The organism is Arthrobacter sp. YAF34 (genome assembly GCF_052113245.1).
Classification (GTDB): Bacteria; Actinomycetota; Actinomycetes; order Actinomycetales; family Micrococcaceae; genus Arthrobacter.
Window position 1 is genome coordinate 113,236 of sequence record NZ_JBFRCV010000001.1, and the last position, 11,830, is coordinate 125,065.

Below are 11,830 nucleotides of genomic sequence, written 5' to 3' on the forward strand. Positions count from 1 at the left end.
CCCGGGTCCGCACCGGCGTCGTGGGACGTTTGTCAGTGCCTTGTGATCTGCTGTAGCCAGGCCGCCTCCCGGTGGCCTGGCTACACGCTTTTAGGTGCACTGCTTTTAGGTGTTCGGCTTTTCGGGTGCACTGCTTTAGGTGCACCGCATTTGAGTTCCGTCAGTAAGCGGTTGTCGAAACAATTCGGAGAGGAGGTGCCAGCGTGATTCCGCAGCGTGCCGGTAGCGTGGCCGGCGAACCCCAGCAGCTTTCGTTGCTCCAGGGCTTTCCCTCCTCCACCGCACAGGTGTCCGGGCCGGCCCTTGCCGAAAACCTTCCGGTGGCCCGGGTGCTGATTGAATCCTCGCTGCCGCACCTGGACAGGCCGTTTGACTACAGCGTGCCCGCTGGCCTCGACGCCGAAGCCCAGCCCGGCGTCCGGGTCAAGGTCAAGTTCAACGGCCAGGAACTGGCGGGATACCTGCTGGAACGAGCGTCCGCATCCGACGCCGGCCACCCTCTCGTGCCGCTGCACAAAGTGATCTCGCCCGTCCCGGTTCTCACCCCCGCGGTGGCCGACCTTGCCGGCCGGGTCGCCGCGCGCTACGCCGGAACCGTCAGCGATGTCCTGCGCGTTGCCGTGCCGCCGCGCATGGCAAAACTCGAAAAAGAGTTCGCCCCGAGCGGCCGGCTCGACCCGGACCTGTTTGGTCCCGAGCCGTCCGGTACTGAGCCGTCCGGTACTGAGCCGTCCGGTGCTGAGCCGTCCGGTGCTGAGCCGTCCGGTCCTGAGCCGTCCGGACCTGCGACCGCCGCCTCGATTCAGCAGGCCGGGGCGGGCAGCGTGTGGCGTTCGTACCGCAACGGACCGGCCTTCCTCGCCCACCTCGGCGCGGGGGAGTCCCCCCGGGCCGTCCTGAGCGCCCTGCAGGGGTACGGGCCCGGCGGCTGGCCGCGAATGGTCGCGGAGGCAGTGGCCGCGGTACGGCTCTCCGGACGCGGCGCCGTCGTGGTGGTCCCGGACTACCGTGACCTCGACCGCGTGGAGTCTGCGCTTCTGGACGTCCTGCCGGCCGGCGATGTCGCCCGGCTCACCGCGGACGACGGCCAGACCCCGCGTTACCGCAGTTTCCTGCGCCTGCTCAGCGGCGCCGCCGGCGTCGCGGTGGGCACCCGGTCCGCGGCCTACGCACCGGTGCAAAACCTCGGGCTCGTGGTCTGCTGGGACGACGGCGACGACCTCCACATCGAGCAGCGGTCCCCGTACGCGCACTCCCGCGAAGTCCTCCTGCTCCGCGCGGGCCAGGAGGGAGCCGCATGCCTGCTCGCCGCCCACTCGCGCAGCACCGAATCCGAGCGGCTGGTGGCCTCGGGCTGGGCGCGGGCCGTGGAAGCTGAACGGACAGTCGTGCGGCGGACGGTGCCGCGGGTGCTGAACACGGCTGACAGTTTTGAACTCGAACATGACCCGCTGGCCCGCATCGCCCGCCTGCCGGGCGCCGCCTGGCGGGCCGCCAAAGAGGGCCTGGAGCGCGGTCCGGTCTTGGTCCAGGTGGCCCGTGCCGGGTATGCCCCCTCGCTGGTGTGTGAAACGTGCCGGGAACCGGCGCGCTGTGCCGCCTGCAGCGGACCCCTGGCCATTGCCGGTCCGGGCAGCGGCAGCTCCGCCGTGCCGCAGTGCCGCTGGTGCTCGGTGCCGGCCCCGGCGTGGCGCTGCGGCACCTGCAACGGCGTGCGGCTTCGACGCGGCTCCACGGGAGCCCTGCGCACGGCGGAGGAGCTCGGCCGGGCTTTTCCGGGAAAGCCGGTCATCACCTCCTCCGGGGACCAGGTCAAGGCCACCGTGCCGGATTCGAAGGCCCTGGTGGTAGCGACCGTCGGCGCCGAACCGGTGGCCCCCCGGGGGTACGCCGCGGCCCTGCTGCTGGACGGCGACTCGCTGCTGCGCCGCGAAAACCTGAGGGCCGGCGAGGACGCGGTCCGCCGCTGGTTCAACGCTGCCGCCCTGGTGCGGCCGGCAACCGACGGCGGCCTGGTGGTTATTACTGCCGACGACGCAGCCGGGGTCGGGGCACTGCTGCGCTGGGATCCGGCCGGGTACGCCAGCCGGGAACTGGCCCTGCGCCAGGAGCTGGAGCTGCCGCCCGCCGTGCGGGTCGCTTCCGTCACCGGCGGGCGGACCGCCGTCGGCCACTTCACCGAGGCCGTGCAACAGCGGCTGGCCGCGCAGGGAACGGTCCTCCGGACGGCCGGTCCCGCGCCCGTCGTCCTGCCGGCGGCTGCCGGAGCGGGCCGCACTGCGCTGCGGGATTCGGTGGTGCGGGATTCTGCGCCACGGGACGCCGGCGAGGAGGTCCGGACCCTGCTGTTCATTCCCTACGCCCGGGCAGCGGATGTCACGGCCGTCCTGCGGGCCGTCAAGGCGGCAGCGGCGGCCAAGCGCAGTGACGACCCGGTGCAGTTGCGCCTGGACGGTGTCGACGTCCTCTAGGACCGTCCATTGCGCCTCCCGCGTCCCCCTGGGTCCTCCCGCTTCCCCCCGTGCCCTTCCTGACGCCGAGGACACGGAAGCTGGGCCTGCATGCCGGCGGCCATTCGCCACAGGTGGCCGGAATGAGGCGCCGATTGCGGCCATTTGCCGCAAATGGGTGCTCGGCGACTCCGGCCCGGCTAGTTCCGGGTCCCGCGTAGTACCTGCCGCCGAAGTTGCGGAAACCCGGGGACAGCGCATGACGGCGGCCATTCGCCACGGATGGCCGGAATTAGGCTCCGATTGCGGCCATCTGCGGCAACTGAGTGCTCGACGACTCCGCCCCGGCTAGTTCCGGGTCCCGCGTCGTAGTTGCCGCCGAAGATGCGGAACCCGGGGGACGGCGCATGCCGGCGGCCATTCGCCACAGGTGGCCGGAATGAGGCTCCGATTGCGGCCATTTGCGGCAAATGGGTGCTCAGCGACCCCAGGCCCGGTAAGTTCCGTTCCGGCTGCCTCCGGGCCCGGCTAGTTCCCGCGGGGCCGGCCCCGGAGCGCGACGGCCTCCTCGGCGACGGCCACAAGCCGCCGCGCCGACTCGTCCCAGCTGAAGTCGGCGGCCCGTTCCACGGAACGGAGTGAGCGGGCCTTCCACAGGGCCGGGTCCTCGAGTTTGCGCACTGCCTCGGCAAACTCCGACGGCGAGTCCGGATGCACGTAGCTGATCGCGTCTTCGCCGACTTCCCGGAAAATCGGAATGTCGCTGGCGATCACAGGCGTGCCGTGCGACATCGCCTCGACCAGGGGCAGCCCGTAGCCCTCGGCCCGGGAGAGGCTGATCAGGGCGGTGGTGCGGGCCAGGAGGGTCTCGTATTCGGCGTCGGTCACGCCGTTGTGGAAGACGATGTTCGCGCCCAGCGGCGCCAGGGCCTCGAGCTCGGCCCGCCGCTCCGGCGTGATGCGGCTCAACAGGTGCAGGGTCATGTCCGGCAGGTCCGCCATGCCGTGGATCATGGTCTCCACGTTCTTGTACGGCATGAAGGAACCCATGTAGAGCAGCGTCTTGTCGGCCCCGGCCCCGGGGTCGCGCGGGGTGTGGCCATGCTGGGGGGCGTTGCCGACAATTCTGACCGGACGCCGGGTGAGCCGGTACTTCGAGATCAGGGCCGCTGTGGTGGAGCTGATGGTGGCCACGATGTCTGCCCTGTTCAGCAGGAGCCGCTGGGGCCAGAAAGCCTTGTGGTAGAGGCGCCACAGAACCCGGACGGGGGCCGGCAGGAACCCGGGGGGCGTGGGGTGCTCGTAGTAGATGAGGTCGTGCAGGGTCAGGACCAGGGCGTACTTCCGGCCCCAGCTGCCCATGGTCTGCATGGGGCACACCACCACGTCCGCGCCCAGTCTGTTGATCCGAGCGGCCACGAAGAGCTCGGCCGGGGACAACGGACTGTTGATCACGGTGTACGGAACGTCCGGCAGGAGCGCGAGCTGCCGGTGGTCGCTGATCAGCATGGAGACGTCGGCGATCTTGGCGGCCGCCGCGATCAGGCTGGCGCCGTAGCGGCTGATGCCGTCGTGGTGGTCCAGCCGGGTGAAGCGGGCATCGATGAGGATCTTCATGCGGCGTGGTCCTTGAGGAAGCGTCGGATGTAACGGGCAGCGGGCTCAGGGGTTTCGTAGTGGATCAGGTGCCCGACGCCGGGAATGACGTCCAGCGTCCCGTCCGGAAGCCGTGCCGCGAGCTTGTGCTGGTCCGCGAGCACGGCGATCTCGTCCTTCTCTCCCGCGATCAGCAGGACCGGCAGCGTCAGCTGGCCTGCAACCTCCGAGACATTGTTGCCTACCGAGGCCTTGAACGCCTGAAGCAGGCTGTCCCGGTCCGCGAAGGCGGAGAAGTAGGAACTGTGCTGGGCATGCACGAACCGGCGGATGTCCTTGTCCCCGGTCTTGGCCATGGTCACGCTCATCACCCGCACGATCGCCTGGCTGCGCAGGAGCGCCAGCCCCAAACCCTGGGGGAGGCGGGCCGCGGCCTCGTAGTAAAGCACCGCGAGCTTGGTCATCAGGCCTTTGGGTCCCTCGAGGGCCGGCGCCGCGATCGGATTGACCAGGATCAGTTCGGCTACGGCACCCGGGTTGGCCGCCACAAAGTGGCTGGCGACAATCGAACCGAACGAATGTCCCAGCAGGACGGTGTCCGGTCCCAGGCCCAGTGCGGCCATGAAACCGCTGAGGAACCCGCCGTAGGCGGCCACGCTGTGTTCGGTGGCCCCGAAGGCGGCCGAGCCGCCGAAGCCCGGGAGATCCGGCATGATCAGACGCATTTCCGTCAGCTGGTCGGCGACCCGGAGCAGGCCGTGGTGGTCGCCACGGAACCCGTGCACCACCAGGATGGTGCGGGTCTCCGGTGTGACCCGGACGGGTTCGTAGACCCAGTAGGCAATGCGGGTGTCGTCTACGTCGGTGTGCTCTGCCCGGGTGCGGGCGGCTAGTGCGCCGCTGAACAGGGGCGTGCGTGAGGACCCGGTGTCCACTTTTTCCATTGGTTCGAATCCTATGCGACGTTGTCGGGGTGGGAGCCGGTCCGGAAGCCGCGCTCAAGGGCGGCGATCTCCGTCATATCCAGCGGTGAGAGCTCAAAGTCGAACACATCACGGTTTTCCTGGATCCGCGCTGCCGAGCTGGCCTTGGGAATGGCGATGTTGCCCAGCTGCAGGTGCCAACGGAGGATGACCTGCGCCGGCGTACGGTCGTGTTCGGCGGCGAGGGCCAGGATCACCGGGTCCCTCAGGACCTGGCCGCGGCCCAACGGGCTCCACGCCTCGGTGCGGATGCCCAGAAGGTCATGCTTTTCCCGCAGTTCGTCCTGCTGCAGCCAGGGGTGCAGCTCAATCTGGTTGACGGCCGGCACAACCTCCGCCGTCTGCAGGAGCCGGTCAAGATGTTCCGGCTGGAAATTCGAGACGCCGATGGCACGGACTTTCCCTTCGCGATAGAGAGTCTCCAGGGCGCGGTAGGTGTCAGGGAACAGGCCGCGCCGGGCGCAGGGCCAATGGATCAGGTACAGGTCGATGTACTCCAGGCCGAGGTTGGAGATCGAGGTGTCGAACGCCCGCATTGTGGCGTCGTAGCCGTGGTCGTCATTCCACACTTTGGTGGTGATGAAGAGGTCCTGACGGGAAATGTACGGTGCGGTTTCCCCAGGGCCGCCGCCGGTGCCCTCAAACCCGGACAGGGCACCGATGCCCTTGCCGACGCCCGTCTCATTGCCGTACATCGCGGCCGTGTCAAAGTGCCGGTAGCCGGCCTCGAGGGCCGCGGTCACCAGATGGGCGGCGTCGGCCGGAGGGACCTTGTACAGCCCGAACCCCAGCCGGTCGATCAGTACGCCATTGTTCAGGGGCAGCCGGGGGGAGATTCTCATGACACTGACTCTACCCACTGGTGCTCCCGACTGGCGGACCGCGGGTGCCGCCGCCCCCTCCGGCCCGCCTGCCCTGTGGCCGTTCAGTCCAGCAGCTCAGCCCAGCAGCTCAGCCGAGACGCTCAGTCCAGCCCGTCGAACCGGACGAGCCTGCGGGCGCTGGCTTCGTCGAGGATCAGGTCGGTGGCCAGCCCTGCCGCCAGGGCGCCCCTGAGCCCGTTGATCTTGGAGGCGCCGGACACGACACAGATCCGGCGCCGCACCTGGCGAAGCTGGGCGAGGTCCGGGCCGGTGGACCGCTCGTTCAGCGTGATGCCTTCCGAGGACCCGTCGGCGCGGAAGAACACCGTGGCGACGTCCCCCACCACATCGGACGTCGCGAGGATATTCAGGTCGTCTTCATCGAGGTACCCGCCGGCATAGACGTGGCTGGGGTAGTCGGCGTCGACCGATCCGACACCAAAGATCGCGATACTCATCCGGGCCTGCAGGTCCAGGATGCGCTGAACACTGCGCTCATTCCACATGGCCGTCTTGGTCGCGGCGTGGTCGAAGAAGGCCGGCACCGGGAACTGCTCCACCCGTGCACCGTAGGCGCTGCCGAACCGCCGCATGATGTCCGAGGCGTAGGTGATGCCGGTGGTCTGCATGTTCCCGGCGCCGTTGAGCTGGACGATCACGCTGTCGTGCGTGATCTTTCGGGTCAGGTGCCGGCTCACGGCGCTCAGGGTTGAGCCCCAGGCGACGCCGATGATGGCGTTGGAATCCACCAGCGGTCCGATCGTCCTGGCGGCCTGCATGGCTACCCGGTCCAGTGTTTCCGCCTCATTGAGGGTGTCCACCACCGGAACGACGTGGACATCCACCTTGTATTCGGCGCGGATCATGCTCTCAAGTTCGGGTCCGGTGTCCAGGGGGCTGCGGATCTGGATCTGCACCAGACCGGAATCGCGCGCCGCCGACAGCAGTCGCGACACCGTGGATCGGGACGTCCGGAGCTCCCGGGCGATTGCGTCCATGGTCAGGTCCTGGAGGTAATACAGCTGCGCGGCGCGGAGGGCATCGGACTGGCGTGGAGGCGTCATGAAATTTCCCATCTGCACGTTTGTGCATAGTGCTTGACTCCATTTTCCATTACTCCAAAGAATAGTGTTGAACGGCGCCGCGCCATGGGCGTGCCGCACAGAACCAAACCCAAGGGAGCAGTTTTGGGACAGAAGGACTCAGCCCGCACGCCGGCCCACGATCGGGCCTCGGTGCACAAGCTGCGGACCAGGCGGCATGCGCAGGTCTTGATCATCGGCGGTGGAATCAACGGGGTGGGCACCTTCCGCGACCTCGCCTTGCAGGGCGTCGATGTGGCGCTCGTGGAGCGCGGCGACTACTGCCAGGGCGCCAGCGGCGCTTCGTCCCACATGATCCACGGCGGGATCCGGTACCTCGAAAACGGCGAGTTCCGCCTCGTCCAGGAATCCGTGGTCGAACGCAACAGGCTGTTGCGGATTGCACCGCATTACGTGAAGCCGCTGCAGACCACCATCCCCATCTTCAGCACGTTCTCCGGCGTCCTGGCGGCCCCTATGCGCTTCCTGACCCACAAGCAGGGCAAGCACACCGAGCGCGGCGCCTTCCTGATCAAGCTCGGCCTGAGCATGTATGACTTCTTCTCCCGCGACGGCGGCACGGTTCCGCGTCATCAGTTCCGCGGACGCAAGCGTGCACTGGCAGAGCTGCCGCGCCTCCACCCGGGAATCAAGTACGCGGCCACCTACTTCGATGCCTCGGTCCACAACCCTGAGCGGCTCACGCTCGATGTGCTCCAGGACGGCGAGAAGGCCGGCGGGGCGGACAGCCTGTTGGCGCGGGCCAGCAACTATGTCTCGCTTGTTTCGCTGGGGGCCGGCAGCACGGGCGCTCCCGGCGCCGCTTCCGGCACCACCGTCCAGCTCCGCGATGAGCTTTCCGGCGAGGTGTTCGACTTCACCGCCGACATCATTGTGAACACGACGGGCGCCTGGGTCGACCTGACCAACGAGGCCATGGGCGCGGCGTCGTCCTTCATGGGCGGAACCAAGGGTTCGCACATTGTGCTGGACCATCCGGAGCTGCTCGCGGCGTGCAATGGCCGCGAAATCTTTTTCGAGCACACGGACGGCCGGATCGTGCTGATCTACCCGATGGGGGACCGCGTCCTGGTCGGCACCACCGACGTCGACGCCGACATGGCCCAGGATGCCGTCTGCACCGAGGCGGAAATCGACTACTTCTTCGACCTGATCGGCCACGTGTTCCCTGACATCCCGGTGGACCGGGGACAAATTGTCTACACCTTCTCCGGTGTGCGGCCGCTGCCAAAGCACGACGCCACCCAGCCGGGGTTCGTCAGCCGCGACTACAGGATCGAACGCCGCGCGGCGGCCGGCGGGGCGGTCCTGAGCCTGGTCGGCGGCAAGTGGACCACGTTCCGGGCCCTCGCCGAGCACCTGAGCAACGACGTCCTGGCGGAACTCGGGATGGAACGCAAGCTCTCGACGGCGAAGCTCGCCATCGGCGGCGGCGCCGGCTTCCCGGAGAGCGAGGCCGGCGTCCAGCGCTGGATCAAGGCCCACATGTCGGCCGGCCGTGACGCCGCCCGGGTCACGGGTCTGCTGACCCGCTACGGGACGCGAGCCGAAGAGGTCATCCGTTTCCTGGACGGTGGCGACGCCGATGCACCGGACCGGCTGCTGCATTCCACGCGCGAGCTCAGCACCCGGGAACTGGAATTCATGGCGGCACACGAGCAGATAGGGCATCTCGTGGACGTCCTCATCCGCCGCACGTCCCTGGCGTTCCGGGGGCTCGTGACCGGGGAACTGCTGAACGAAGTTGCCGACATTCTTTCCGGCCCGCTCGGTTGGGACGCGGCACGCCGGGCCACGGAGATCAACCACGCACAGGAGGTGCTGAAGCGGTTCCACGGCGTCCGGGTCCACAGCCTGGTCGCCTGATATGACTTGCGTGCCCGGGCAGGGAAGTCCGGGTGCAAGCACTGCGCGGTCCGCCCCGGCGGCCGGCGCAGTGGCTGGCCGGCAGCACCAACATGCTGCCGGCCCCACGGCCCTTCAAACTCGCGAGGGACCGACAACAGAAAATAGAGGAGTCAAAGATGTCTCTTGGAATAGTTTTCCTGTCCGAAGTATTCGGAACCGCAATGCTGACCCTGCTGGGTTGTGGCGTTGTGGCCAACGTTGCACTCAGAGGCACCAAGGGCAACAACGGCGGGTTTCTCATGGTCACCTGGGGGTGGGGCATTGCCGTCTTCTCCGGTGTCTATGTTGCCTCCCAGTCCGGGGCCCACCTGAACCCCGCGGTCACTTTTGGGTTTCTGCTCAACGGCAAGAAGCTGTACGCCCCCGGCGTCCCAGTCGATTTCGCCTCAACCATGACCTACTTCGGCGGTGAACTGCTCGGTGCCTTCCTGGGCGCCGTGGTGATGTGGCTGGCCTACAAGCAGCACTTTGACCTCGAGCAAGAGCCCGCCAGCCAGCTGGCAGTCTTCTCCACCGGCCCGGCCATCCGCTCCAACATGTGGAACCTGATCACCGAGATCATCGGCACCTTTGTCCTCGTCTTCGTCATCCTGACCTTCGGCGGGACGCCTTCCGGACTCGGCCCGCTGGCCGTGGCCCTGCTGGTTGTCGGCATCGGCGCGTCCCTCGGTGGTCCGACGGGCTACGCCATCAATCCGGCCCGTGACCTCGGCCCCCGCATCGCGCACGCCCTGCTCCCGATCAAGGGCAAGGGTTCCTCCGACTGGAGCTACTCCTGGATCCCGGTCGTCGGACCACTGATTGGCGGCGGCCTCGCCGGCATCGTGGCGGCAGTCGTGCCGATCATCGCTCCTGTGATTCCTCACTAACCACCAGTTCAACTGCCACGCCAAACAGACAAGGACGTCAATATGAACCAGTACGTAGTCGCCATCGACCAGGGCACCACGAGCACCCGCGCCATTGTTTTCGACCACAGCGGCAGCATTGTCTCGTCGGGCCAAATGGAGCACGAGCAGATCTTTCCCCAGCCAGGCTGGGTGGAGCACAACCCCGCGGAAATCTGGAACAACACCCGCGAAGTGATCGGCTCCGCCCTGTCCAAGGCGAACCTGACCCGGCACGACATCGCCGCCGTCGGCATCACCAACCAGCGCGAGACGGCGGTGGTGTGGGACAAGACCACAGGCGAGGCGGTTTACAACGCCATCGTGTGGCAGGACACCCGCACCCAGCCGATCGTCGACGAGCTGGCCAAGGACGGGGGCCCGGAACGCTTCAAGCAGAAGGTTGGCCTGCCGCTGGCAACCTACTTCTCCGGCACCAAGATTAAGTGGATCCTGGACAATGTCGAAGGCGCGCGGGCCAAGGCCGAGGCCGGCGACCTCGTCTTCGGCAACACGGACTGTTGGGTGCTCTGGAACCTGACCGGCGGGACCGACGGCGGCGTCCACGTCACCGACGTGACCAACGCCTCCCGGACCATGTTCATGGATTTGGAGACGCTGTCCTGGGACCAGGAGATCTTGGACGCATTCGGCGTCCCGGCCTCCATGATGCCGACCATCAAGTCCTCCTCCGAGGTCTACGGCACGGTGCACACCTCCCAGCTGCTGCGCGAGGTTCCGGTGGCCGGCATCCTGGGCGATCAGCAGGCTGCCACGTTCGGCCAGGCCGCCTTCGATACCGGTGAAGCCAAGAACACGTACGGCACGGGCTGCTTCCTGATCTTCAACACGGGCGAGGAAATCGTCCACTCGAAGAACGGGCTGCTGACCACGGTTGGTTACAAGCTGGGCGACGCGGCACCGCACTACGCACTGGAGGGCTCTATTGCCGTCACCGGTTCGTTGATCCAGTGGCTGCGGGACAACCTCGGCATGATCAGCAGCGCCCCGGAGGTTGAGAGCCTGGCCGCCTCGGTGGAGGACAACGGCGGCGTCTACATTGTGCCGGCGTTCTCCGGCCTGTTCGCGCCGTACTGGCGTTCCGATGCCCGCGGCGCCATTGTGGGCCTCACCCGCTACGTGAACAGGGCCCACATTGCCCGCGCGGCTTTGGAGGCTACCGCCTTCCAGACCCGTGAGGTGCTGGACGCCGTCAACGCCGACTCCGGCGTGCCGCTAACGGAACTGAAGGTCGACGGCGGCATGGTTGCCAACGATGCCCTCATGCAGTTCCAGGCCGACATCCTCGGAGTGCCGGTCATCCGGCCGAAGGTGGTTGAGACGACGGCGCTGGGCGCAGCCTACGCGGCGGGCCTGGCCGTCGGATTCTGGAAGGACCTGAGTGAGTGCTCGGCCAACTGGGCCGAGGACAAGCGCTGGGAGCCCCGGATGGACCAGGGCGAACGGGAACGGCAGATGCGCCTCTGGAAGAAGGCCGTCACAAAGTCCATGGACTGGGTCGACGAGGACGTCAAGTAGCCGGACTCTCCGACCCGCCACCCGGGCGAACCCCTAGGGGACAAAGAAGTGCTCCGGCCAGGCTCCTGGCCGGGGCACTTCTTTCGCCGCTTCAAGCCGCGCCGTGCCGCCCAGGATCTTGGGCGCAGCGGTTGGCGCAGTGGCGCCCGCAGTGCGCCGCCAGGACGTGTCCGCGCGAATCCCGGGGTCGCCCGGGCTGTCGGTTCAGCGCGAACCAGCCCAAGGGGCTAAAGTGGTCCTATGCGCGCTGTGCTCCTGCTTAGTTAGCCGCCCGGCATCCCGACGAGAACTCGAGCCATAAGAGTCCTCGGATTGCCGAGCGGCGGCCCCTCCATGTCGAGGGGCTTTTGTGTGTCCGGGGTCCGTGCCGGGCCGCAGGGTAGCCCGTGCGGCGGGGGCAGCGCGTTAGGACAGCAAGGAGTCCGGGCCGGTCAACCGGCCGTGACGGTGCAGACTTGAAGGTAGACAGGCCTGGCGGCAGGCAGGCCTGAAGGTAGACAG

General features: G+C 67.6%; 8 protein-coding genes. 4 read left to right on the plus strand and 4 right to left on the minus strand.

What is annotated here, in order from left to right; genetic code table 11:
• Nucleotides 1-203 precede the first annotated feature (203 nt).
• Nucleotides 204-2,471, plus strand: a complete 2,268-nt coding sequence (locus AB4Y72_RS00555) for a primosomal protein N' (RefSeq protein WP_441424228.1) — start codon at nt 204-206, stop codon at nt 2,469-2,471.
• A 507-nt stretch (nt 2,472-2,978) separates the two neighbouring features.
• Here the strand turns inward: AB4Y72_RS00555 and AB4Y72_RS00560 are convergent.
• The 4 genes from AB4Y72_RS00560 to AB4Y72_RS00575 all read right to left on the minus strand — a co-directional run bounded on the left by AB4Y72_RS00560 (nt 2,979) and on the right by AB4Y72_RS00575 (nt 6,956).
• Nucleotides 2,979-4,067 carry a glycosyltransferase family 4 protein gene (locus AB4Y72_RS00560; RefSeq protein ID WP_441424229.1) on the minus strand — a complete coding sequence of 363 codons (1,089 nt, stop codon included), beginning with the start codon at nt 4,065-4,067 and terminating at the stop codon, nt 2,979-2,981.
• Nucleotides 4,064-4,990 (minus strand): alpha/beta fold hydrolase, encoded by a 927-nt coding sequence (locus AB4Y72_RS00565; RefSeq protein WP_441424230.1) that lies wholly within the window; start codon nt 4,988-4,990, stop codon nt 4,064-4,066. Before AB4Y72_RS00565 ends, AB4Y72_RS00560 begins: the two co-directional genes overlap by 4 nt.
• A gap of 11 nt (nt 4,991-5,001) precedes the next feature.
• Complete coding sequence (locus tag AB4Y72_RS00570; protein ID WP_441424231.1) at nt 5,002-5,871, minus strand: aldo/keto reductase; 870 nt, start codon at nt 5,869-5,871, stop codon at nt 5,002-5,004.
• Between the two features lie 122 nt (nt 5,872-5,993).
• The gene (locus AB4Y72_RS00575) at nt 5,994-6,956 is read right to left on the minus strand and encodes a sugar-binding transcriptional regulator (RefSeq protein WP_441424232.1); all 963 of its coding nucleotides are present in this window, start codon (nt 6,954-6,956) and stop codon (nt 5,994-5,996) included.
• An 84-nt stretch (nt 6,957-7,040) separates the two neighbouring features.
• On the opposite strand from AB4Y72_RS00575, the gene AB4Y72_RS00580 reads away from it, so the two are divergent.
• From AB4Y72_RS00580 to glpK, 3 genes are all read left to right on the plus strand, one after another.
• Nucleotides 7,041-8,861 (plus strand): glycerol-3-phosphate dehydrogenase/oxidase, encoded by a 1,821-nt coding sequence (locus tag AB4Y72_RS00580; protein ID WP_441424233.1) that lies wholly within the window; start codon nt 7,041-7,043, stop codon nt 8,859-8,861.
• Between the two features lie 158 nt (nt 8,862-9,019).
• The gene (locus AB4Y72_RS00585; RefSeq protein WP_441424234.1) at nt 9,020-9,772 is read left to right on the plus strand and encodes an MIP/aquaporin family protein; all 753 of its coding nucleotides are present in this window, start codon (nt 9,020-9,022) and stop codon (nt 9,770-9,772) included.
• A 42-nt stretch (nt 9,773-9,814) separates the two neighbouring features.
• The gene (glpK, locus tag AB4Y72_RS00590) at nt 9,815-11,329 is read left to right on the plus strand and encodes a glycerol kinase GlpK (protein ID WP_441424235.1); all 1,515 of its coding nucleotides are present in this window, start codon (nt 9,815-9,817) and stop codon (nt 11,327-11,329) included.
• Nucleotides 11,330-11,830: the final 501 nt, after the last annotated feature.

Bases quoted from the DNA above. Each gene is read 5' to 3' on its own strand.
- AB4Y72_RS00560 (WP_441424229.1), bottom strand. From the start codon at position 4,067: ATGAAGATCCTCATCGATGCCCGCTTCACCCGGCTGGACCACCACGAC.
- AB4Y72_RS00565 (WP_441424230.1), bottom strand. From the start codon at position 4,990: ATGGAAAAAGTGGACACCGGGTCCTCACGCACGCCCCTGTTCAGCGGC.
- AB4Y72_RS00570 (WP_441424231.1), bottom strand. From the start codon at position 5,871: ATGAGAATCTCCCCCCGGCTGCCCCTGAACAATGGCGTACTGATCGAC.
- AB4Y72_RS00575 (WP_441424232.1), bottom strand. From the start codon at position 6,956: ATGACGCCTCCACGCCAGTCCGATGCCCTCCGCGCCGCGCAGCTGTAT.
- AB4Y72_RS00580 (WP_441424233.1), top strand. From the start codon at position 7,041: ATGGGCGTGCCGCACAGAACCAAACCCAAGGGAGCAGTTTTGGGACAG.
- AB4Y72_RS00585 (WP_441424234.1), top strand. From the start codon at position 9,020: ATGTCTCTTGGAATAGTTTTCCTGTCCGAAGTATTCGGAACCGCAATG.
- glpK (WP_441424235.1), top strand. From the start codon at position 9,815: ATGAACCAGTACGTAGTCGCCATCGACCAGGGCACCACGAGCACCCGC.